Source organism: Arthrobacter sp. Y3221114 (assembly GCF_059092625.1).
Window position 1 is genome coordinate 660,817 of sequence record NZ_JBNHHW010000001.1, and the last position, 21,213, is coordinate 682,029.

20 protein-coding genes, 1 tRNA gene and 1 other RNA gene are annotated in these 21,213 nt (G+C 62.5%); 8 read left to right on the forward strand and 14 right to left on the reverse strand.

Annotation, left to right across the window (positions count from 1 at the left end):
- Positions 1-11: 11 nt before the first annotated feature.
- Positions 12-1,337: a glycosyltransferase family 2 protein gene (locus tag AC5RV3_RS02995; protein ID WP_494120841.1), complete on the reverse strand. Its 1,326-nt coding sequence runs from the start codon at positions 1,335-1,337 to the stop codon at positions 12-14.
- Between the two features lie 238 nt (positions 1,338-1,575).
- On the opposite strand from AC5RV3_RS02995, the gene AC5RV3_RS03000 reads away from it, so the two are divergent.
- Positions 1,576-2,628, forward strand: coding sequence for an acyltransferase family protein (locus tag AC5RV3_RS03000; RefSeq protein WP_494120842.1), 1,053 nt, complete (start codon positions 1,576-1,578; stop codon positions 2,626-2,628).
- Here AC5RV3_RS03000 and AC5RV3_RS03005 read toward each other — a convergent pair.
- The 9 genes from AC5RV3_RS03005 to mptB all read right to left on the reverse strand — a co-directional run bounded on the left by AC5RV3_RS03005 (position 2,625) and on the right by mptB (position 11,088).
- Positions 2,625-3,905 carry a polysaccharide pyruvyl transferase family protein gene (locus AC5RV3_RS03005; RefSeq protein ID WP_494120843.1) on the reverse strand — a complete coding sequence of 427 codons (1,281 nt, stop codon included), beginning with the start codon at positions 3,903-3,905 and terminating at the stop codon, positions 2,625-2,627. The genes AC5RV3_RS03000 and AC5RV3_RS03005 overlap by 4 nt on opposite strands.
- A gap of 110 nt (positions 3,906-4,015) precedes the next feature.
- Complete coding sequence (locus AC5RV3_RS03010; RefSeq protein ID WP_494120844.1) at positions 4,016-4,477, reverse strand: FAD synthase family protein; 462 nt, start codon at positions 4,475-4,477, stop codon at positions 4,016-4,018.
- 78 nt (positions 4,478-4,555) lie between these two features.
- Positions 4,556-5,491: a glycosyltransferase family 2 protein gene (locus tag AC5RV3_RS03015; RefSeq protein WP_494120845.1), complete on the reverse strand. Its 936-nt coding sequence runs from the start codon at positions 5,489-5,491 to the stop codon at positions 4,556-4,558.
- Positions 5,488-6,312 (reverse strand): CDP-alcohol phosphatidyltransferase family protein, encoded by an 825-nt coding sequence (locus AC5RV3_RS03020; RefSeq protein WP_494120846.1) that lies wholly within the window; start codon positions 6,310-6,312, stop codon positions 5,488-5,490. Before AC5RV3_RS03020 ends, AC5RV3_RS03015 begins: the two co-directional genes overlap by 4 nt.
- A complete protein-coding gene (locus tag AC5RV3_RS03025; protein ID WP_494120847.1) occupies positions 6,309-7,382 on the reverse strand; it encodes a glycosyltransferase family 2 protein in 1,074 nt (357 codons plus the stop codon). Before AC5RV3_RS03025 ends, AC5RV3_RS03020 begins: the two co-directional genes overlap by 4 nt.
- Positions 7,382-8,173 carry an ABC transporter ATP-binding protein gene (locus AC5RV3_RS03030; protein ID WP_494120848.1) on the reverse strand — a complete coding sequence of 264 codons (792 nt, stop codon included), beginning with the start codon at positions 8,171-8,173 and terminating at the stop codon, positions 7,382-7,384. Before AC5RV3_RS03030 ends, AC5RV3_RS03025 begins: the two co-directional genes overlap by 1 nt.
- A complete protein-coding gene (locus tag AC5RV3_RS03035) occupies positions 8,157-9,005 on the reverse strand; it encodes an ABC transporter permease (protein ID WP_494112049.1) in 849 nt (282 codons plus the stop codon). Before AC5RV3_RS03035 ends, AC5RV3_RS03030 begins: the two co-directional genes overlap by 17 nt.
- An 85-nt stretch (positions 9,006-9,090) precedes the next feature.
- Positions 9,091-9,519: a DUF3224 domain-containing protein gene (locus AC5RV3_RS03040; RefSeq protein WP_494112048.1), complete on the reverse strand. Its 429-nt coding sequence runs from the start codon at positions 9,517-9,519 to the stop codon at positions 9,091-9,093.
- Positions 9,520-9,555: 36 nt separating this feature from the next.
- On the reverse strand, positions 9,556-11,088 hold the full coding sequence (mptB, locus tag AC5RV3_RS03045) for a polyprenol phosphomannose-dependent alpha 1,6 mannosyltransferase MptB (RefSeq protein WP_494120849.1): 1,533 nt from the start codon (positions 11,086-11,088) through the stop codon (positions 9,556-9,558).
- 210 nt (positions 11,089-11,298) lie between these two features.
- Between mptB and orn the strand changes: the two genes are divergently transcribed.
- The 3 genes from orn to def all read left to right on the forward strand — a co-directional run bounded on the left by orn (position 11,299) and on the right by def (position 12,851).
- Positions 11,299-11,913 (forward strand): oligoribonuclease, encoded by a 615-nt coding sequence (gene orn / locus AC5RV3_RS03050; protein WP_494112046.1) that lies wholly within the window; start codon positions 11,299-11,301, stop codon positions 11,911-11,913.
- A 151-nt stretch (positions 11,914-12,064) separates the two neighbouring features.
- Positions 12,065-12,137 (forward strand) — tRNA-His (locus AC5RV3_RS03055).
- A 141-nt stretch (positions 12,138-12,278) separates the two neighbouring features.
- On the forward strand, positions 12,279-12,851 hold the full coding sequence (gene def / locus AC5RV3_RS03060) for a peptide deformylase (RefSeq protein WP_494108443.1): 573 nt from the start codon (positions 12,279-12,281) through the stop codon (positions 12,849-12,851).
- 54 nt (positions 12,852-12,905) lie between these two features.
- Here the strand turns inward: def and AC5RV3_RS03065 are convergent, their stop codons facing one another.
- The 3 genes from AC5RV3_RS03065 to AC5RV3_RS03075 form a co-directional block, all read right to left on the reverse strand.
- On the reverse strand, positions 12,906-13,106 hold the full coding sequence (locus AC5RV3_RS03065) for a hypothetical protein (RefSeq protein WP_494108444.1): 201 nt from the start codon (positions 13,104-13,106) through the stop codon (positions 12,906-12,908).
- Positions 13,107-13,295: 189 nt separating this feature from the next.
- Positions 13,296-14,756, reverse strand: a complete 1,461-nt coding sequence (locus AC5RV3_RS03070; RefSeq protein ID WP_494121022.1) for a glyceraldehyde-3-phosphate dehydrogenase — start codon at positions 14,754-14,756, stop codon at positions 13,296-13,298.
- 356 nt (positions 14,757-15,112) lie between these two features.
- Positions 15,113-16,603, reverse strand: a complete 1,491-nt coding sequence (locus tag AC5RV3_RS03075) for a L,D-transpeptidase family protein (protein WP_494120850.1) — start codon at positions 16,601-16,603, stop codon at positions 15,113-15,115.
- Between the two features lie 680 nt (positions 16,604-17,283).
- On the opposite strand from AC5RV3_RS03075, the gene AC5RV3_RS03080 reads away from it, so the two are divergent.
- On the forward strand, positions 17,284-17,553 hold the full coding sequence (locus AC5RV3_RS03080) for a glycerophosphodiester phosphodiesterase family protein (protein WP_494121023.1): 270 nt from the start codon (positions 17,284-17,286) through the stop codon (positions 17,551-17,553).
- Complete coding sequence (locus AC5RV3_RS03085) at positions 17,513-17,965, forward strand: glycerophosphodiester phosphodiesterase (protein ID WP_494120851.1); 453 nt, start codon at positions 17,513-17,515, stop codon at positions 17,963-17,965. Before AC5RV3_RS03080 ends, AC5RV3_RS03085 begins: the two co-directional genes overlap by 41 nt.
- Positions 17,966-17,991: 26 nt before the next feature.
- Here the strand turns inward: AC5RV3_RS03085 and rnpB are convergent.
- Positions 17,992-18,383, reverse strand: an RNA gene (rnpB, locus tag AC5RV3_RS03090) — RNase P RNA component class A.
- Between the two features lie 130 nt (positions 18,384-18,513).
- On the opposite strand from rnpB, the gene AC5RV3_RS03095 reads away from it, so the two are divergent.
- Positions 18,514-19,278 carry a YaaA family protein gene (locus tag AC5RV3_RS03095; protein ID WP_494120852.1) on the forward strand — a complete coding sequence of 255 codons (765 nt, stop codon included), beginning with the start codon at positions 18,514-18,516 and terminating at the stop codon, positions 19,276-19,278.
- A gap of 147 nt (positions 19,279-19,425) precedes the next feature.
- Positions 19,426-21,183, forward strand: coding sequence for a hypothetical protein (locus AC5RV3_RS03100; RefSeq protein ID WP_494120853.1), 1,758 nt, complete (start codon positions 19,426-19,428; stop codon positions 21,181-21,183).
- The last annotated feature ends 30 nt before the right edge of the window (positions 21,184-21,213 follow it).

Genomic DNA, 21,213 nt, shown 5'->3' on the forward strand with positions numbered 1-21,213 from the left:
GGGCCTGCCTTTCAGCCGCGCAGGTCTACGCTCACGTTGCCGTGAACAGTGGTGTAAGGACGTTCACCGCCCGGTCCCTTCCCCATCTGCACCTCTGGAACCACACCCACTCGTCGTGGGCTGCCAAGTTGCCCCTGCTCGGACAGTTCGCCGAATACGTCGACGATGTGGCCTCCCAGCGCCTCGAGTACGCTTTGGCCGATAGTGCACTTAAACCGCCCCGGACCAGACGCTGACTGACCGGGCAGCCTCTCTTCGATGCTTCCGTCCCGGGTGCGCAGGAGGATGCTAAGGCTGTCAGCCGGCGAGCTGACGCTCAGCTGCAGGTCCAAACCGCCGGGGCCCCAAGTCGTACTGGTGACTTTAGGGTCGACCTCCAGCGCTTCCTCCGATCTAACCACCTCAAGCATGGCTGCGGCGTCACGGTCACGAATGATGTTGGTCTTGCGCTGCATAGGCTCGGGAAGGCTGGAAGCCAGCTCCGCCGGAATGTGCTTGTCCACGAACTCAGCATGCGCATGGACCCAGCGGCGTTGGATGTCCTCCGACATCTTCAGGTATCGGTGGGGCTCGTAGACGCGGAGGCACTTGCGGCGGTAGAGGTCAAGCACCAACATCCGGGCCAACTCGGGCTCGGGTGCTCCGGTCAGAAGAATCTTGGCGATCTCCCCCACTGACCACGTATAGCCTTCCGGGACGGTGACAGCACTGCTGATATTGGCCCCGTCTGTGCGCGTGCGGATGAAGTAGTAGTCATAGTCCGCCAGAACAGAAATCCGCTTGGCTTTCAAATAGCACTGGGAGATGACCATGCCGTCTTCGAGCCGAACCTTGTCCTCATGGAAGCGAATGCCGTTGCCAAGCAACAGGTCGCGTCTAATCATTTTTTGCGGTGACAGGGACCGAAGGATGGTGCGCAGGTCTACGTCCACGAGTGTTTCCCGATACAGGGCGCTCTGCACGCGGCGGCCGCCAATGCCAACCATCTTGGGAACCAGTACATCCGTACCGTGTGAATCTGCGAACTCCAGCATCCGGCGCAGTGCCTCCGGACCAAGCTTGTCGTCGGCGTCGCAGAAAAATACATAGTCGGCCGTAGTGGCAGCCATGCCTACATTGCGTGGTTTTCCGGGCCACCCGCTGTTCGCCTGGTGAATGACCCGCATATTGCTAAGCCGGGCAGCATAAACATCGAGAATCTCGCCGCTGTAGTCGGTGGAGCCATCATCGACTGTAATGACTTCGAAGAGAGTCGTGGCCAAGTCCTGTGCTTCCAGCGAATTGAGCAGCTCTGTCAGATACGGCATGGCGTTATAGACGGGAACAACAACCGCCACCCGCGCTGTCGAGGCACTAGCCGACGGCCCTGAATCCATGCGTCGGTGCGCTGACGGTTTCGCACGGTCTGCCACCTTTAGCGCTACGTCTGCCCATCTCTTGCCCAGAACCATGTAACCCTCACTTTGACCGATTCAGCTTAGCGACTACAAGAGTATCCGCCGCTGTGACGGAGCGGAACTTTGATGCCCGAGGGGCTACGCTGTAAGCCGTCCAATATTTACGACTGGGAGCGCATTGACACTGACATCCAACTCTCGGACTAGGCAAACGTGGGTCGACCAGGCTCGTTGGGCTGCCATCGTACTCGTCGTCGTAGGCCACGCAATGGGGCAAATCCGCGGGGACAGCGGCGCGGCGCTCGTCGTTTCCAACTTCGTCTACATGTTTCACATTCCGGTTTTTGTCCTCCTCGCAGGGTGGGGCGCAGCTCGAGCGGAGGCAAACGGCGAGAACCTCCGAAAGATCTTCTGGCAGCTTCTCCTTCCGTATATCGTGTTCCAGCTCATCGCCTTCGGCATGAACTACGTCGTGAAGGGCGCGACCCCAAGTTGGTCCTTTACATCCCAAACCTTTGGACTCTGGTTTCTGGTTGCACTCGCCGGATGGCGCCTGCTTGCCCCATGGTTCAGGGGGATTCCTTATGCGGTGCCATTGGCGACGTCTCTGGCCCTGCTCGCCGGACTGAGCGAGCACATTGGCGGATTCCTCTCGCTGTCCCGGATCATGTTCTTCCTGCCGATGTTCCTGCTGGGCCCTTGGCTCGTGGAGAGGATCGCGGCGTGGCGTTTGGACCCTCGTTGGCGCTTTGGCGGCGCGTTGGTGCTGTTGATGGCGGCAATCACGACCGTTTTCCTCCATGAGGACTTTTGGCGCAGACCGTTCCTAGGCAATGCTGGCTACGAGGCCTTGGGGCTCCTCCCAGGCGAAGGGATGCTATGGCGCCTCGGTGCGCTGGTTGTCGGCACCGCCCTTGCCACGTCCTTTATGTTGGTGCTGCCAGGTCAACCAGGGACGCCGACCAAGGCGGGGCGTTGGATCGCCGATGCTGGCCGTTCCACCATGTATCCTTACCTACTTCATCTGCCCGTCCTGACGGTTATCGGGGCAACCTCGTTGACCGAAACCGGACAGCCAACAGTGAGGGCAGGTCTGTTCATTTTCGCGGCGGTGCTGCTGTGCGTAGTTGCTGCGTCCAGGCCCGTAAAGCGGATCGCTGAACCGGCGGTGGAGCCCTTGGCCTTCTTGAAGAGATTCACCTCGCGACCCAAGGTGACCCAACAGTCCTAGCGTGCAGCCAAACGCTTGGCGGCGCGTCGGACCCGCGCCGTCAGGCTCCTGCGGAGCTGTGAACGTCTTAGCCGCCTTCCGAACACGGCGTCGTGAGGGAAAGCATCCCAGAGGCGATCGAGGTCGACCAGTGTTTTCGGCAGCGTAGAATGTCGGGCCGCTGCTCGAAGCGACTCAGCCGAAATCTTATCTGGCGCCAACGCCATTCGATGGACAGCAGACGCATCGAGTGTGGAAAAGAAGTCGTCGAACTTGAATCTGTCACCGGCCAACTCGCTGCCTTTGATTTGCACCCAAGTCCAAGGGACGCCGTAAGCTTGGGCAACGATCAGTCCATGAAGCGAAGTGGCGAGCACATGCGATGCTGACGCGATCTCGTTCACGACCTGTGCCGCCTCCTGCTCGACATCTACGGTGGCAATATCGTCTGATATCTGTTCAGGCAGCAGAGCTTTGTGCTTGTAGTGCGGCAGGAAGATCACGCCGCCCGTAGCGCTTGCAGGCGTTGGTTCGAAAATTCTTGGAAGCAATAGAGCCGGATCACCCAGTACCTCCGGGACCTCCCAACCGAGGCCGGAGACGATCTCCCTGCGGGTGAGGTGGCCTCGGACAGCCGTGATCTGGGTTGGTGTCCGAGCGCGCAGACGCCGTACTTTGGGTGCGTCCAGCGGAGACAGCAAGCCCGATCCCCATATGTGGTAGCCCGGCCTCTCCAACATGTTGATGACCGACCCAACCGACATGATGGCCCCGGGATGAGCCAGTGAGCCGCGGACGTTCACCGGGCGTTTACCGGTCAAAGACGACACCAACCAGGGGCCGATGAGGTCGCCGAAGTTGACCCGCCCGTCCCACCAAAAAGCGGGTACTTCTCCAGGCCCGAGCACCTCGGTCCTGGACTCAATGCTGCGCCACGCTGCGCTTCTGATGAAGCTGTCGATCAGGGCGTTCGCTTCTTTGGCGACCTGGCCATAGTCAGCCGTACTCCAGATTCTGAGCAGATGTTTTTGTCCTTCCCGCTGAAGGCGTCTTCCGCCCGAAGCGACCAAGAATCTAACAAAGGTCCGCGCCGTATGAGTCCGTCCAAACACTGTCAGGCGTATCTCATTCCCCAGCATCATCAAGTCGAAGGCAACACGGTCGCCGTGAATTATTGCATCCAGGGCAACGCAGTCCCGCGAATGCCGCCGGACACGCACACCCTTCGGTACCAACTGCTCAAGCGCACTGGCGATGTCGTCAAGCACAGAAGTTTCGGCACCTACAGTCACAGTCATTCCTCGCACTATCGGTTGTCGGCGATTCTAGGACCCGCGCTCAGACAACCGGTGAGCGACGCGCCGAAGAAGCCGCAGACGGATCCGCGGCCAGCTTGTTTTCCGCGCAGCTAGGACAGCTCTTTGACGATCTGGCTGATGCTGTCGAGGGTTCGCTTGAGCTCGTCTACGTGACGCTCATCAAACGCGCTTAGTACACGCTTCATCTCGGTCGTAGAGATTCCGGACGTCCGAGGCAGGTAGACAACTTCCACCCTGTCTTCCAAGTCATCGAACTTGCCCCTCCAGTCCTCGCCAATGCCGAAGACATCTACGCCGTACTTCTCGATGTCAAGCCGCTTCTGCTCCCAGTTCTCTTCCGGGATCGCTTCGTCCACGTACCTGATCGACCGGACTATCTCGATGCGCTGCTCGAAGGGAACCACCGGCTTCTTGCCCTTGACGGCGTTGAATTCATCCGTGGACACGCCGACAATCAGCCGGTCTCCCAGACCTTTGAGCCGCTTCAAAATGTTCAAGTGACCGATATGGAACAGGTCGAATGTTCCATAGGTCAGCACAGTCTTGCTCACGCGCTTGCCCCTGATTCTTTGCTTGGACGTTGTGTGTCTGCTGGCCAGTGTATCCACCGCCGACGGGTGGGCTGCCGATTAGATGACCGGCCACCGGCCGGCACGCCCCATCCGGACGATAGTCCGCCAGGCCAGCTTCCGCTGCGATTCACCCGGCCCCCAAGGGTCTTGGTGCCAGCCGGCGAGCCACCCGGCGAACCACGGCTTCAGATCCGGCCGGTTTCGTCGGGAGCGGACTATTTGGACCAGCGTCCACGTAGCCACATACGCCCAACTGAACGGCCAGGGCAGGTTGCGCCGTGCCAACCACACCCGGTTGCGGGCGTTAAGGCGGAAGAATTGCTCATGTCGCCGCGGGTCTATGACAGGGTGCCCGGCGCGGAGGTCCCCGGCGTACCACGTTCGGAAGCCGGTGTCCCAAACCCGCCAGGCAAACTCGATTCCCTCATGTGCGTACCAGAACGTCGCGGGCCAACCGCCCGTTAGGTCGAAGACTTCGCGGCGCATCGTGATGGCCATTTCGACGACAGAAAACACGTTTCCGGACCTGTCTGCCGAGCCCTTACGGAGTCGCGGGATCCAGCGCTGCGGCGCATCCGGATTGCTCGGATCCTCGATGCGGGGCTGGATCATGCCGATGTCTGGTTCGGCTTGGAAGAGCCGAACACAGTTCAGGAGGAAGTCGTCGTCTGGCAACCATGCATCGTCGTCCAAGAAGAACAGGTACTCTCCGGTCACATGCGGCACACCGGCGTTTCGGCCAGCCGGTATCCCGAGATTCTCCTCCAGGTACAGCGTTTTAAAGCCAGCCGGTAAATCCCTGGGCTCCCAGCCGTTGCCCACAACGACCACATCCAACGACACTCCCCGCTGGTTCTGCAGCGATGACAATCCCCGCCACAGGTCCTGCGGACGGGTGCCTTGCGTCAGAATAACGACGCCGAACGTCGGCTTCGTGCCGATGTTGACTTCCGCGGTCAGGCTTTCGGAAGTGTTCTGTCTCCTCGCGTTCATCTCCGCAACCTCGGCGAAGCCATGATTGCGACGAAATGTCCGAGGTTCACGAACAGTGCCCCGGGGACCAGGATGTACAGAAGCCAGCGCTCCCCACCGCCGGGAGCAGATGCGAGGAGCGAAACGACAGCTGCAACAAGGATCAATAAACTCATCTCCACGGAGTGCAGGACCCGGTGGAAGGGCAGGAACCTTGCAAGACGCCGCAATTTGCCCACGAGGGTAGCCGACGGTACCGCTTTAGCCTCCGCCGTGTCGGGCAGTTTCTCGAGTCCCGCCAGGGCACGGGAGGCATGGACCATCTCGTTCTGGGCTTTGTTCAGCACTATCAGCAGCGCCAGCGCGGTGCCGAGGAACAGGTGCATATACGCCTGGCCCGGATCGTCTTGGAGAAGGCGGAACTCCCCGATGCAGCGCATACCCAGCGCTATGGGGATCAGCCCTTCCGTCGTGTAGTGGCCTATCTTGTCCAGGAAGATTCCCTTGGGGCCTTGCGTGCCGCGCCAGCGGGCCACTTCGCCGTCGCTGCAGTCGAAGTACAACTGCAGCTGCGAGAAGAAGACCGCCAGCAGAGGTCCCCAGATTCCCGGAATCAGCAGCGAAGCGGAAATCGCCCACCCCGACAGAATCATGAGGCCTGTGACGCCGTTGGCGGAGATCGGTGTGCGGACCAGGACGCTGGTGAGGTAGATGGAGATATGCCGGAGATAGAGCTCGGCTGTCCAGTGTTCAGCGTTTTTTCTGCTTCGGACCTCTGGCGGCTGGGCCACGGACCGGAGCTGCTCCAGCGTAGGACGCGCCGGCCGCTGCACGGGGGTCACGATGTCCTCCGGCTGGTGTCAACTGTGCCTGCTGCTCCGAACAGCCGTCCGCGGAGATACCCCAGCCCCCAGCTGATATGGATTCCTGGCAGCACCGCCAGCAGCCGCATGCGTTCGGGCCTGCCAAGGTCGCCGGCCATGCTGGCTGCTGCGTAAGTGACGCCCGCCGTGTAAAGCGCGGGGACGGAGGCTGCTCCCCCTGCCAGAACCCGCAGGCTTGCTGGCCACGTCTTGGCGGTGCCAGTGGCAAGCAAGCCGGCCGAAGCAACGCCGACGCTCAACGCGGCAACCAGTACTGGCGGCAGGAAGTGTCTCGCGGATTTTCCTTCCTTGTGCCGGTTAGCCAGCTCTGCCCGCCAGATTCCCGCGGCGTAGAACTGACGTACCAGCTTTCCCCAGTGCGCGCGCGGCCAATAGACGACCCTCAGCTCCGGGTCGAACCAGACCGTGTAGCCGGCTTGGCGCAGGCGCAGGCACATGTCCCAGTCCTGGCCCCGCCACAACGTCTCCTCAAAGAATCCGACTTCATCAAAGACCTCGCGTCGGAAGACGCCGAGATAAGCGGATTCCGCCGGACCTTCCGGTGCGCCGCTGTGATACGCCGCACCACCGAGCCCCCAGGGTGAAACATAGGCGGCTGCGACTGCCCGCTGAAAGGGAGTCTTGCCTCGGGCGTCCATGAGCCCACCGACGTCAGCTGCACCGGTCCGCCGGAGCGTTGCCACCCCGCGCTTCGTGTAGTGAGGCTCAAGTTCCGTATGTGCGTCCACCCTGACAACGACCGGATGACTCGAGGCTTGAAGCGCAAGATTCAGTCCGGCCGGGGTACGGCCGGTGGGGCTGTTCACGCTGCGTAACCGCGGTTCCCGCGCCTGCAGGTCCGCCACGATCCGGTTCGTGCCATCCGTTGAAGGCCCCAGCGCCAGAACCACTTCCTTCGGCCCTGCGTATTCCTGATCCAGGATGCTGCGGACCGCGTCCTCAATATGCGCAGCCTCATTGAGGACGGGCATGATGTAGGACACGCCAGGGTACTCCTCCAACGGAGGCAAGACGGATGCAGCAGTCACTATTTCCTGGACTCCTTGTAGGCGTCCACGACTTCTCTGGGGTCGCCGTCCAATTCCAAGACGCCTTTATTAATCCAGATGACCCTGCTGCAGGTATCCAGTATCGATTTCATCGAGTGCGAGACAAGGAAGACGGTGCCGGCGTTCTCGCGGATCTCACGGATGCGGGCCTCGCTCCTCTGCCGGAATCGTTGGTCACCGACCGCAAGTGCTTCATCAACGATGAGGATCTCGTGCTGCTTCGATGCGGCGATGGCGAATTTCAGCCGTGCCTGCATTCCTGACGAATAGGTCCGCATGGGAAGGTCGATGAACTCTTCCAACTCGGCAAACTCGACGATTTCGTCCCGAAGCCCGTTAATCTCCTGCTTGGAGAACCCTAGCGCGAGCCCGCCCAATTGGATGTTCTTTTCCCCGGAGAGATCTGGGATCAAGGCCGCCCCCACGCCCAGCATGTTCGGACGAGAGGACGCGTATACGGCACCCTGCGCTGGAGGGGTAAGCCCGACGAGCGTACGCATCAGCGTGGACTTGCCGGATCCGTTCGAGCCAATGACCCCGATGGATTCATTTTCGTAGGCGGTGAAGGAGATCCCCTTCAAGGCGTGGACTGTACGGAGCCTGCCGGTTCCCCGCTGCAGCAGCGACCGCCCGGTGCCCTTCACCGGCTTGCCGCCGGCATGGACGTAGTACTTCACATGCAGGTCATCGACGACGACGACGGGCTTGCGGGCGGCTCCGGCCGCATCTGTGCCAATCAACGCTTCTCCAGTCTTAGTCGACTCGGCCATACCGCTCCTCAGCTACCCAAAAGAACAAGACTCCGGCAACGAAGACCGCTACGGACCAGACGGAAAAGTAGAGCCAGTAGATCGGATCGTAGTCCATTCCCGGCATGAGGATCCCTCGGGCGATGGAGAGGATTTCATGCAGCGGGTGGAAGTCGAACAGCGCGATGGCCCAAGGATGTGATGCCAGGATGCGGTCGATGGCAAACAGTACGCCGGAGGTGTAGAAGAGAATCCGGGTGACGAGCGGGAGTAACTGGGTCAGGTCTCTGACGTGGACCGTGAGTCTGGCGCCGATGAGGGCTACACCGAGGTTGAAAACCGTGAAGATAGCAACCAACGGAATGATCAGCAGCCATTCCACACTGATCGGCGCACCCAAGATCAGGATGTACACGAACATCACGGCAAGCATTGGCACGAGTGTCATCAACTGCTGGATCACGGTGGAAACAGGCAACGTTATCCGTGGGAAGGCCAGAGACTGCACCAGGGCGCCGTTCCCTGTGATCGATTTGGCGCCGTTGTTCATCGAGGTGGAAAAGAACTCGAAGAGGAACACGCCGATCACCACATACATCGGGAAGTTCTCCGGCCGGTTGGCCCCCTGCAAGATACCGAAGATCGCGCCGTACAGGAGAGCGTTCAGCGTGGGTTTGATGAACACCCAGAGCATGCCCAGTCGGTTGCGCTGGTTGGAAGCCTCGATCTTGTACCTCGCCATAGCGATGGCGAAGTCACGACGGGTCCATGCTTCCGCAAGATATCGGAAGAGCGAGGGTCGGGCACCGACTCGGTGGAGGCGGTTCTCGCTCGCATATTCGGCAAGGCTCATGCCAGGTAGTTTCCCTTACTTACAGGTGTATGGCGGCGTCGCCACCCCTGAGGGACCGGCGGTGCACCTACCGAGTTTAGATGATTCAGTCCCGAACCGTGGATTCGCCCTCCCGGAAGAACACGCGCAGTTCAAGGCTGTGCTGGCCCGCGGCGTCCTGGACGTAGAGGGCTTTCCCCCCGATTCCCTCCAGCGCTCCCGTGCCCGAGCCCGGAATGATGTGACCGTCGCTGGCGGCAGCCTCGCCCTCGGCGAGGCCCCAGTGCTGGATCACCATCGTGCCTTCGCGCCCATCCACGGAGCCGGTGAAGACTTCGGAGGCAACGTATCCGGCACCGGTGCTGTTACCGGCCATTAGCAGTTCTGCGCGGCTGGTGCCTGTGATCAATCCGTCAAATACTTTGGTGACCCGGACCCGGCTCAGGTCCGAACTCGTTCCCTCGACTTCATAGGGTTCCGGCACCCAATCGGTGACGTCGAAGTCGGCGGCGATGATGTGTTCGGCGTCGGTCATGATGCCCTGTTTCTCCTAAGTCGGTTGCCGAGTGCGTCAGAAGAGTCGCTGGTCGTGTGAGTCAGCGTATTTCTTGCGGAAGAGTTTGCGGGTTTTCGGATCCAGAAACACCAGGTAGAGCGCGAAGGCGACGGCCACGATGCAGGCGAGAAGCCGGGCCATGTCGAGGTCGAATTCGATGTAGGGGAAGATGTCCAGCTGGTCTGTGATCGCGTAGATCATCAGGAAGGACGTCACTGCGTAGACAGTCTGTACCTGCCAGTCATTCCGAATCCCTGTGGCCGCAAACAGCGGCAGCAGCCAAACGATGTACCAAGGCTGGATCATCGGGCCGAGCAACACCACGGCGGCAAGCGCCAGCGCGAGCCGCCGAACAATCCGGTCGTAGCTGCCGCGGAACATGGTGTAGAGGACAATCAGCACGGCCACTACCCTGCCGCCCGTATAGACGGCGGACTGCACCATGGCGCCGTCGAGCCCCAATCCGCCGGAAACCAGTCCCAGGAAGATCCCCAGCAGCCCGACCGGGGCGTACCAGATCATCAGGCCGGCTCCTTGCTGGCTGAGGGCCCCCACCCAGCCGAATCCCAGCCCGTTGATCATCCCCAAAATCGCCAGCAGCCCGAAGGAAATTCCTGCAGTCAGGGCCCAGTAGCCGAATTTGCGCGGCCAACTGGCCCCCTTGCCCGCCCATAACAGGCCGACGAATGGCAGGAAGATCAGGGTGATCGGCTTGATGCCAATGGAGAGTGTCACCAGCAAGATGCCCAGCATTACCCGTCGGTTCGCCGCGTAGTAGAGACCGGCAAGGGCGAGCCCCAGCATCAGGGCATCGTTGTGGATGCTGGCGATGAAGGTGGTCAGGAACAACGGATTTGCACAGGCCAGCCACAACGCCCGGTTGGGATTGATGCCGTGCAGTTCCGCAAGTTTCGGTCCATAGTAGACGCACAGCGCGGCACCGCCGATCGCGAGGATCCGGAACATGATGATGGAGTATTCCGGGTGACCGCCGGTGAGCCAGACGATGAACTCCTCCATCCAGAGGAAGATCGGCCCATAAGGCGTTGGGCTGCGTGCCCAGAGGTCGTCGGCGCCGGTCTGCAAATAGTTCTGCAACTGGTCGTACCCATCCACGTAGGGATTGAGGTTGTTGACCATGACTTTGCCTTGAGCGATGTAGGCGTAGACGTCGCGGCTGAACAGCGGGATACACAGTGCCAGAGGGGTGCCCCAGGCAACGATGGCGGTCAGCGTTGCCCGCCGCGCGGACTCGCCCCAGACCGTGAACTGCTGTCCGAGCCGCAGCCAGGCCCGCACCAGGATCATGCCCCCGAGGGCAAGCAGGACCACCGAGAGGATCACACCGACCAGTTCCACCCGCAGGAAGATCAGCAGGGGCCAGCGCCGCAGTTCGGACACCGAGGCCAGCCACCCGACCCCCAGCGACCCCAGGAACATCATGAACGAGCCGATGGCGCCCTCGAGGATGCTCCGGGTAGACCGTTCCTTGACGACGCTTCCGCTGCGTGAGCTGGAAGGTTCAGTCGCGGGTCTTGGGGCAGTCATCTTCTCGGCGGTCCAATCACTCCGGGGTCAGTACACCTGGTCCGGTGCGGCGCGTGCCGCGGGGGTGGTCTGCACGCCTCGGAACGGTCAGTCGAAGGCAGCGTGGGAGGCACGCCTGCTTGAGGTGCTCTCAGCATGTTAGCACCGGGGGCCTCGGCATTCCCTGCTGCCTGTCCGCGCGCCAGCACCCTGACGCGATACATTTGTCGAGTGCCAATCTCTAACGAACATATTGTCTGGATCGACTGCGAAATGACGGGGCTGGACCTCGAAGCCGACGCGCTCATCGAGGTTGCCGTCCTGGTGACCGACTCGGAACTGAACATCCTTGGCGAGGGGGTCGACGTCGTCATCAAGCCCACTGCGGAGGCCCTCGCCCAAATGAACGACTTCGTCCGCACCATGCACACCACGTCCAAACTGCTGGATGAGCTCCCGCACGGCATGACGATGGCCGAGGCCGAAGACAAAGTGATGGAATACATCACGGCATGGGTTCCCGAACCCCGCAAGGCGCAGTTGGCAGGCAATTCCGTTGGCACGGACCGCACCTTCCTGGCCCGCGACATGCCCCGCGTCATTGATCACCTGCACTACCGGATCATCGACGTTTCCACGATCAAGGAGCTCTCGCGCCGCTGGTTTACCCGGGCCTATTTTCAAGCGCCGGCCAAGAGCGGCGGACACCGGGCACTGGGCGACATCAAGGACTCAATCAATGAACTGCGTTACTACCGGCAGGCCGTCTTCGTCCCCTCCCCCGGCCCGGATTCAGCCACCGCCAAGAAGATCGCCGCAAGCATCGGCGCCACTTCCGCGGATTAGGATGTTAGCTGCGCCACTTTCACTGCGGGAATGACCTAAAGTGGCAAAAGCCAGATGAAAAGCATGTAAACTAGTCTGCGTTGCCTTACTGGTTGGAGACCGGCAGAAACCGCTGGAGCGGGGTCTGTCGGGAGGAACAAGAGGGCACTTGGTGGGTATAGCTCAGCTGGCAGAGCGCCTGGTTGTGGTCCAGGAGGTCGCGGGTTCAATCCCCGTTACTCACCCCGAAGGTCCGGCAGCAGCCGGCAGGCAGAGCCGTCCCGAAGCCGGGGCGGCTCTTCGCATGTCCGGCCGCGACGGCGATGCCTCGCGCTGATGGTTGAACAGCGCACGCCCAGGCGAATCATCCTGAGTGAAGGAGAGAAATGACCGTCCGCCCCGTCACTATCACCGGCGAGCCGGTGCTGCACCGCCGTGCAGCCGAGGTTGAGAATTTCGACGACGAGCTCCGCGCGATCATCGATGACATGTTCGAGACGATGGACGAGGCCCACGGCGTCGGGCTGGCGGCTCCGCAGATCGGGGTGGGACTGCGGATCTTCACCTATGAATTCGCCAACGACGACGACGTCCCGCCGCGGGGCGTACTGGTCAATCCGACCCTGGTACTCGGCAAGGTCTCGGGCGCGGAACCCGACCCCGACGAGGAAAACGAGGGCTGCCTGTCCGTGCCAGGACACAGCTACCCCCTGAAGCGGGCCGAGTGGGCCCGCGTCCGAGGGTTCGACGCGGACGGCAGCCCGGTGGATTTCGAAGCGACCGGCTGGTTCGCCCGGGTAATGCAGCACGAGTACGACCATCTGGACGGCAAGCTGTACATTGACCGGCTCAATGACCGGTGGGGCAAGCGCGCCCGCAAGAACATCAAGAGGGAAGGCTGGGGCGTCCCCGGCAACACCTGGCTGCCCGGGGTCGATCCGGACCCGTTCGGCCACTAGCCGTCCGCCGCGCTCGAAGTCCGGAGCTCCCCCTAAAGGGAAGCAAGTTACCGGTCAGCTGTCAGTGAGACTGGACCTATGGTCCTTTTCGCAACGGTGCAGATCTTCCAGCGCGATGTCCCGCAGCCGCTTGAGTTCGTCAACCCGCTTTTCCGTCACATAGCCGCGGGCGTAGGCGTCCTGCGCCGCGTCCAGCAGCCGCTGGGCCTCCTTATGATTGACCTGCGCCCGTTCCCACCGCGTCATCTCTACCATGCGGCCATTGTAGGAATGGCGCCGCCGCAAAGCCATAGCGGCGGCGGCAGTGCGGGCGCCCCGCTACCAGCATGGCCATTCCGATCGCTAACCCACGGGCGTTCCCGAAGCCAGCAGCCTCTTAACGGCAGAAGCCGGCGGCATTCGCATGCCGCCGGCTCCGCCGTCGTTAGTGCCGTCTAAGGGCGATCAGACCGTCTCGGCCACCGGTTCCAGCACGGCCGGGAAGATCTTCGGGTTGACGCCGGCGATCTCCTCGAGCACGCGGACCACCTGGCAGCTGTAGCCGAATTCGTTGTCGTACCAGACGTAGAGCACGGCGTTCTTGCCGCTGGCAATCGTGGCCAGGCCGTCCACGATCCCCGCCCGGCGGGAGCCGACGAAATCGGTGGAGACGACCTCGGGAGAGTCGATGTAGTCGATCTGCTTGCGCAGGTCCGAGTTCAGCGACATGCCGCGCAGGTACTCGTTCAGGCTTTCCTTGGTGGCGTCCTGTTCCAGGTTCAGGTTCAGAATGGCCATGGAAACGTCCGGGGTGGGGACGCGGATGGCGTTGCCGGTGAGCTTGCCTTCCAGCTCCGGCAGGGCCTTGGCCACGGCCTTGGCCGCGCCGGTCTCGGTCAGCACCATGTTCAGCGCGGCGGAGCGGCCGCGGCGGGAACCCTTGTGGAAGTTGTCGATCAGGTTCTGGTCATTGGTGTAGGAGTGCACCGTCTCCACGTGGCCGTGGGCAATGCCGAACTTGTCGTTCAGCGCCTTGAGCACAGGGGTGATGGCGTTGGTGGTGCAGGAGGCGGCGGAGACGATCTTGTCCTCGTCGGTGATGTCTGCGTGGTTCACGCCGTGCACGATGTTCTTCAGGCTGCCCTTGCCCGGTGCGGTGAGGAGCACGCGGGAGACGCCGGGGCACTGCAGGTGCTGGGACAGTCCGGCCTCGTCGCGCCACTTGCCCGTGTTGTCCACCACGATGGCGTCCTTGATGCCGTACTGGGTGTAATCGACGGATGCCGGGTCGTTGGAGTAGATGAACTGGATCAGGGTGCCGTTGGCCTGGATGGTGTTGTTTTTTTCATCCACGGAGATCGTGCCCTCGAAGGGGCCGTGCACCGAGTCGCGGCGCAGCAGGCTGGCGCGCTTGACCAGGTCGTCGTCGCTGCCCTTGCGGACCACGACGGCGCGCAGGCGCAGGCCGTGGCCGCCGCCGGAGTGGCCCACCAGGATCCGGGCCAGCAGGCGGCCGATGCGGCCGAAGCCGTAGAGCACAACGTCGGTGCTGGTGCGCTCGTCTGCGCCGCGCTTGCCGACGATATCCGCCAGCTCGGTGCGCACGAAGTCCTTCAGTTCGGCGCCGTGACCCTCGTTCTTGAACTTCACCAGCAGGCGGGCCAAATCCACGGAACCTGCGCCGAGGTCCAGCTCGCTCATCGCCTGCAGCACGGGGAAGGTCTCTTCCAGCGGCAGTTCGGCGTCGTCAATCTGGCGGGCAAAGCGGTGCGCCTTCAGGATGCCCACCACGGACTGGTTGATCAGGCTGCGCCCGTGGATGGAGGTGACTACGTTGTTTTCGCGGTACAAGCGCCCGATCATCGGGATCATCGCTTCGGCAAGTGCCTCGCGGTTGGTCCACGTATCCAGGGCCGACTCTGACATCTGGTTCACAGAATTACCTTCCTACATCAGCCGGGTTCTCCGTCGAGCCCGGTTGTCACCGCCGTGGATTTTCACGACGACGCCGGTTGGCCGCGACAGTCTGTCCGGCCACCCGGCACGCCACCGCCAAGTGCCGGCGGGAAGCTGTGTGGATCTGCCCGTTCTCGTCGCCGACCCTCGATCGGCGGCGGCTCAACGCCTATCCGCTATCCATTCTAGAGACTACGCGGAGCACGGACGCACCGTTACGGGTGAACTGCCTCACAGAAGAGATGCTGGCCGGACGGATACCCCGGCCTCGCACCGACGGCAATGCTCCTCGCTCAGGAACGCACCGCCGTCGGCAGTCCGAAGGATCAGGCTTTAAAGATGTCCTGCCGGACGCCCATGATGATCCTGTCCCCGGGGTCCGCGGTCTTGAGGTAGCGGACCACGTTATTGAGGTCCAGCGCGATGCAACCCGCCGTCGGCACGGGGTTGGCGTGCAGGAAAATGGCGAATCCCGCGCCCTGCTTGATAGTTTGCCCCGGCCCGCGGTTGTAGTCGATCACAGCGCCTTGGCGGTAGTCCCCGGTCGGGAGACGCATGAAAAACCACATGTTCTCGTCCGGCCACCGTTCGTAACCCACAGAACCGGCTTCGTAGTACTTGTTGTAGGAGGAGCCGAGCGTACCGGACCATCTGGACCGTTTGTTCAGCTTCTTGTACTTGAGGTCCGTGCCGGGGTTACCCTCACCGAATGCCTCGTGGACGGTGAAGCTGCCCTGCGGGGACCATCGGTACTGGGTGTGCCCGGATGCCACTCCCGGGCGTTTGAATCCCTTGAGTCCCACGGTCGCCTTGCCCGTTTTCCATTCCTGCTTGTAGACGGAGCCAACCCGCACGCAGTTGATGAAGCTGGCCTTGGAGGTGCCGTACTTCTCCGCGATGGTGAAGGAGATGCGGTTGGCCCAGTTGTGGGCGTAGCGGGTCTTGTTCGCGCCGATCGCCCAGCACTCATTCTTCGGGTACATCACGGCGCCCACCCGAGCCGCCACCAGGGAGCCGCCCTGAAAAACCTGCGTGGTCTTGCCGCTGCGTTTCACGGCGTCCTGCAGGGGGTAGCCCAACGTGCCATTCTGGCTGCCGCGGGCCTTCCAGCTGTAATTCATCTGTGCAGCCAGGATCTTGGCGCCCGTAGAGGGCGAATACGCGATCGTTCCCTTTTGGAAGCGCTGGACACATCCCTTGGACTTGAGGCCGCACTTCGTGTCAGCCGCCGGGTAGCCCAGAATGCCGCGTTCATATCCTGCCGCCGCGAACTTCTTGTAGATCTGGTGCTGGAGGTCCATGCTCCGCGCACCGGTTTTCGCCGTCCAGTAGATGCCGATCCGCTTGGTGCTCGTGGAGGACGGCTTGTAAGTACGGACGCACCCGTTGTCCACCAGGCGGCAGTTGAAGTCGTTGACGGCAACCAGGTTGTGCAGCTTCGCCTTCGCCTCGATGGCCTTCTTGCCGGCGACGATGTGCGGGGGCGTGTAGCGGATGGTGCCGCCCTGGAATTGCTGCGAGGCGCTCTTGTCGGAGGCAACCTTCATGTCCGCGATGGGATAGCCGTACTTGCCGTTTTCGTACTTGGCCGCCTGGAAAGCCTTGTAGATCGGGTGCTTGAGGTCTATGGCGTAAGCGCCCGTTGCCGTGGACCAATAGATACCAATCTGAGCCGTTCCACCGCTGTCCGTGTACGTGCGGACACAGCCGTTGTCCTTGAGCGTGCAACGGAAGTCATTGACCGGACTGAGCTTCAAGGCGGTGGCCTTCGCTGCGATTGCCTTCTGCCCTGCCGCTACATGCGGTGGCTCTGCCACAGGCTCATCCGTCTCCGGAGCTTCCTGCGGGGCGTTCTGCTGCACGAGCGCTTTTGAACGCTCCCCTGGTGCTTTCTCAGGTTCTGTGGGCAGCACCGACGGCGTCGGGGTCGCGGGAACGACGGGTTCCCCCGACACTCCGCTGGATGGGTCCGCAGGGGTCGAAGGTGAAGAAATGTTGGTTGGTGTCGGCTGGGCTTCCGACGTCGCGTCGCCGGCCGGGGCCTCGGTCGGGACGGGGCTTTCGCCATTCTGCGGCATGCTGTCCGGTGTGGGATCAGCGGGAGCGGGCGCTTGGGAAGAAGGACTGATTGGTGCCGCCTCGCTGGCAGCGAAGGCAGGCAGGGTCGAGGCGAGCAGCGTCGTGAGGACTGCTGTTGTCAGGCCAACGCGCAACATGCCGCGCAGCGAAGTAGGCGAAAGCGAAGGGCGGTTCATAGTTCCCCCGGCGAGAGATACAGGCTGGCGATGGAACCAGCTGAGACTGTATCGACCACTGTCGTCTTAGGCTGGCGAAATGTTAGGCGGCTTGAATGGAATGGCCATTCCGCGGGGCGAGGCTGTTTCATCCATGGGCATAGTCGGACGCACCCTAGACTCATTCGGTGAAACGAGTGATCGCACGTCTCGCAGGTACGCTGCTGGCTTTGACCGCCTGTGCTGCTCCCGAAAGACCCACGATGGTGGCCCATCGCGGCGGGGCTCTGGTATACCCCGAATCCTCATCCGAGGCATTCAAGGCCGTGGCCGACTTTCCTGTCGAGATGGACTTGAGGGTTCTCGGTGATGGAACTCTTGTCCCCCTCCACGACGAAACGGTGGACAGGACCATGAGCGGCATTGCGGGAGAACCGCGGAGCATCAGGCTCGCTGAGTGGCGCCAGGCTGCGATCCATCATCCGGCAGGGGGTGCACGGCACGCCCACTACTTGGGAGCAAATCGCGGATGAGTACGGCGAGAACCACGTTCTTGCACCGGAAATCAAAGTTTTGGGCATTGATGTGGCCGGCTTTGTCGAGTCGATAACCCCGCCGCGGCATAGAACAGAACGTTATCGTTCAATCTTTCGACTACAGCCTCGCGACGCGCATAGCAAACGAGGGACTGAACGTTCTATTCCTCGTTGGCGCGCGAACGCCGAGATCGATCCGGCAACGGTGAAGGAAGACGGAATCTCACACATCGGTTCGCACAAGGACGTCGATAGCACGAGCATCGCTGCCATGAAGGAAGCCGGATTAACAGTGTGGCCGTGGACTGTGAACGATCCGAAACAAGCAGCTTCGCTGCTGGAGGCAGGGGCGGACGGCGTCTTTACGGACGATCCGTGGATGCTGTCTGAGGCACTCGCAACCGAGTGATTCCGCAGATGGCGACATATGAGAAAGGGACGGGTTGGCCTGTAAGCCGGGTTCTGTCACCCTGCGGCAGTTGCCCGCCGCCGGGTGGCGATCATCCATCTAGGAGCACCGTTGCCGGTACCCTCAAGCGGCCTACCCGGACACTCGGGCGAGCAGCCCTCGATCGTGCCCTGTCTGGCCTTGCTCCGGGTGGGGTTTACCTAGCCGTCCCGGTCGCCCGGGGCGCTGGTGGTCTCTTACACCGCCGTTTCACCCTTACCAGGTCCTGCCGAAGCAGTCCTGGCGGTCTGTTTTCTGTGGCACTTGCCTGCGGGTTTCCCCGAGTGGGCGTTACCCACCACCCTGCCCTGTGGAGCCCGGACTTTCCTCGGCGGACTCGTCCTCGCGGATAGCCCGACGCGATCGCCCAGCCAACCCGTCCCGCCTTCAGGATACGGCCTGCTCCCCCGCCACCCGTAATTTCCCACCTCTTCTGCCGCTTCCCATCGGGGACGACGGCGGCCGACCGCCTTTCGTCCGGCAGCGCGGTGCGACGGTAGGCTCTTACGGTGCTGATTCTTCTTCCGCCTTCCGAAGGGAAGACCGCTGCAGCCAAGGGACACACCTTTGAGCTGCAGGAACTGCAGTTTCCGGAACTGAACCCGGCCCGCGAGGAAGTGCTGGCGGCCCTGGCCCACGTCAGCCGGAGCCCCGCAGCTCTCGCCCATCTGGGCGTCGGGGCCTCGCTGGCTGCGGAGGTGGAACGCAACACCCGGCTGCACGACGAACCCTCCGCCCCGGCCCACACCGTCTACTCCGGTGTGCTCTACGACGCCCTCGGCTACCGATCCATGACCGCTGCACAGAAACGCAAGGCGGACGCCGTCGTCGTCGTCATCTCAGCGCTGTGGGGCGCGATCGGTTTTGCAGACAGCATCCCGGCCTACCGGCTGTCCATGTCCGTGAGCCTACCGGAAATAGGGAAGCTCGCCTCCTATTGGAAGAAGCGGCTCCCCCAGGCGCTGGACACCCATGCGGAGGGCCACCTGCTCGTGGACTGCCGCTCGAGCACCTACGCCGCCGCTTGGACTCCTGACCCTGCCCGGACGGTAGTGGTCAACGTTTTCCAGGAGCGGAACGGCAAACGCACCGTGGTCTCGCACTTCGCCAAGCACACACGTGGCGAGCTCGCCCGCCACTTGGTGATGAGGCGCGGCAAAGCGCCCGAGACGCCGGCTGCACTGTTAAAGGCAGCGCAGGAAGTTTGGCAGGCAGAACTTGTCGAAGGCACGGCACGTAAGGCGCACGCGTTGAACATCGTCTTGGCCGCCTAGGGATACGGACCCGGCCCGCCCTGAAGTACGGGTTCCAACGCCGGGTTTCGATGCCGGTGTCGCCGATAGTTTGCCCGACGTTCACCCAGGCCACGTAGATTCGGTCAGTCCAAGAACGTGAAGCATTGATGGAGGCGTTGGGGTCGCATGTCCGAACGGGAACTAGATTTTGTCCACGACGGCGTGCTGGTCCAGTACAAAAGGCGAGCGGCGAAGCTGGACCGGCGCCACCTGATCGTCATGTTCGCCGGGGTCGGGGCGCTGAACAGCTACGAGTTTGACGGCCGGGCCTCACAGGACAGTCAGGCACACTGGCTGTGGATCAAGGACAAGTTCGATGGGCAGCACGCGTACTACCTGTGCCGGAATATGGACTTTTCCATTGAGCAGGCAGTAGTCGCTTTGATCAATGCAGAGCTGGCACGGCTGGGGCTGAGCCGGAATGAATGCACGCTGGCGGGTTTTTCCAAGGGCGGGTTCGCTGCGCTGTACCTGGGAATCAAATACGACTTCGGCAATATCCTCGCGAGCGCCCCCCAGGTGTACGTCGGCACCCATACGCGCGCCAACCGGCCAAAGATCTTCGCGCACCTGACCGGGGGCGGCGGACAGGCCGAGATGCAGAAGCTGGACCGGCTGCTGCCTGACGCGGTGGCTGCCGATGTACAGACGAAGAGGAACATCTATGTGCTCAGCTCCCCGCAGGACCAGTTCCACCTGGCGCAGATTGTGCCCGCGCTGCCGCTGTTCGCCAAGTACACGAACTTCAACTTCATCGAGACAGATTCGGATCTGGTGAACGAGCACACGGATGTGACGCGCTATAACGTACCGCTGATCCTGGCCACGCTCTATGCACTCGCAGAAAACACGCCGCCGCGCTACGGCACGGTGCGCAACGGCAACCGGCTGGAACCGGAGGTACGCGCGGACCTGCTGTCGCGGCAGCGGGAGGGGGGCGACGCCGTCGCCAACTTCAGCGGGGCGCGGCTGGCCGGATCGGTGTTCTTTCCGGAGGGCGTGGGGTTCCTGCGCGGGCATGCCACCGGTCAGTGGACGGACCTGGCCAGCACGCTGGTGCTCGCGGGGGAAGGATCCCGACACGAGTTTGCCCTGGGTGGGAACGAGGACGCAGGCATCTCCTTCAGCTACTTCCAACAGGCCTATTGTGATTACCGACTGGCTAGGTTTTCCTCACGCAAGCACCGGGGAATCGATCTGGGAGGGCTGCCGTCGGGGACGTACGAGGTGTGGCTGCGGCTGGCGGTCGCTGGCCGGGACGCGGAGCTGCCGCTGGCCTCGGGCACACCGCTGGCGGCCGAATCGCAACTGGACGGGCGGCTGTACCGCTTCCGGACGCGGCCCGGCGGCGCCGTGCTGGATGTACGGCCCGTGCTCGGTACCGCTCCGGCGCAGGCGTACTTCCGGCTGCGCACCAGCTGGGCGCGCGGGCCGCGGGTGCATCTGGACGGGGACTACGCCGTGCGCGGTGTGGAAATCCCTCACAATGAAGCCGCCCGCTACTACCTCGTGCTGCACGGGCCAGCCGGCACCCACGCCTTCCCCCTCGCCGCCGGGGGCTTCCGCGGGAACGCGGACGTCTTCGGCGACGCGCTCAGCGACTACTCCGGGGCCCACTTCGGCACCCCCAAGGGCACCGGCGTCGACATCTCGGCGCTGCCGCCGGGAACGTACGAAGTCGCCATCAGCCTCAGCAGCGCCGGAGGGCTCTACACCCTCCCGGCCGGCAAAACCGTACAGATCCGGCACGCCGACGCCGCCGGCACAACCGCCACGATGCACGACACCGTACCCGGACCGGCGTCGTTCCGGAGCGGAATTGTCCGCCTCGCGCCGCCGGCACTCAGGCAGAAGATCAAGCGGAGGCTGGCCCGGCGCAGGTAACCGGCTCCGCACCGCCGTGGTCGGGGGTTT

Excerpts from the sequence above, each read along its gene's own strand:
- AC5RV3_RS03005 (WP_494120843.1), bottom strand. The coding sequence starts at position 3,905 with ATGACTGTGACTGTAGGTGCCGAAACTTCTGTGCTTGACGACATCGCC.
- AC5RV3_RS03015 (WP_494120845.1), bottom strand. The coding sequence starts at position 5,491 with ATGAACGCGAGGAGACAGAACACTTCCGAAAGCCTGACCGCGGAAGTC.
- AC5RV3_RS03030 (WP_494120848.1), bottom strand. The coding sequence starts at position 8,173 with ATGGCCGAGTCGACTAAGACTGGAGAAGCGTTGATTGGCACAGATGCG.
- AC5RV3_RS03035 (WP_494112049.1), bottom strand. The coding sequence starts at position 9,005 with ATGAGCCTTGCCGAATATGCGAGCGAGAACCGCCTCCACCGAGTCGGT.
- AC5RV3_RS03040 (WP_494112048.1), bottom strand. The coding sequence starts at position 9,519 with ATGACCGACGCCGAACACATCATCGCCGCCGACTTCGACGTCACCGAT.
- mptB (WP_494120849.1), bottom strand. The coding sequence starts at position 11,088 with ATGACTGCCCCAAGACCCGCGACTGAACCTTCCAGCTCACGCAGCGGA.
- def (WP_494108443.1), top strand. The coding sequence starts at position 12,279 with ATGACCGTCCGCCCCGTCACTATCACCGGCGAGCCGGTGCTGCACCGC.
- AC5RV3_RS03065 (WP_494108444.1), bottom strand. The coding sequence starts at position 13,106 with ATGGTAGAGATGACGCGGTGGGAACGGGCGCAGGTCAATCATAAGGAG.
- AC5RV3_RS03070 (WP_494121022.1), bottom strand. The coding sequence starts at position 14,756 with ATGTCAGAGTCGGCCCTGGATACGTGGACCAACCGCGAGGCACTTGCC.
- AC5RV3_RS03080 (WP_494121023.1), top strand. The coding sequence starts at position 17,284 with ATGGTGGCCCATCGCGGCGGGGCTCTGGTATACCCCGAATCCTCATCC.
- AC5RV3_RS03100 (WP_494120853.1), top strand. The coding sequence starts at position 19,426 with ATGTCCGAACGGGAACTAGATTTTGTCCACGACGGCGTGCTGGTCCAG.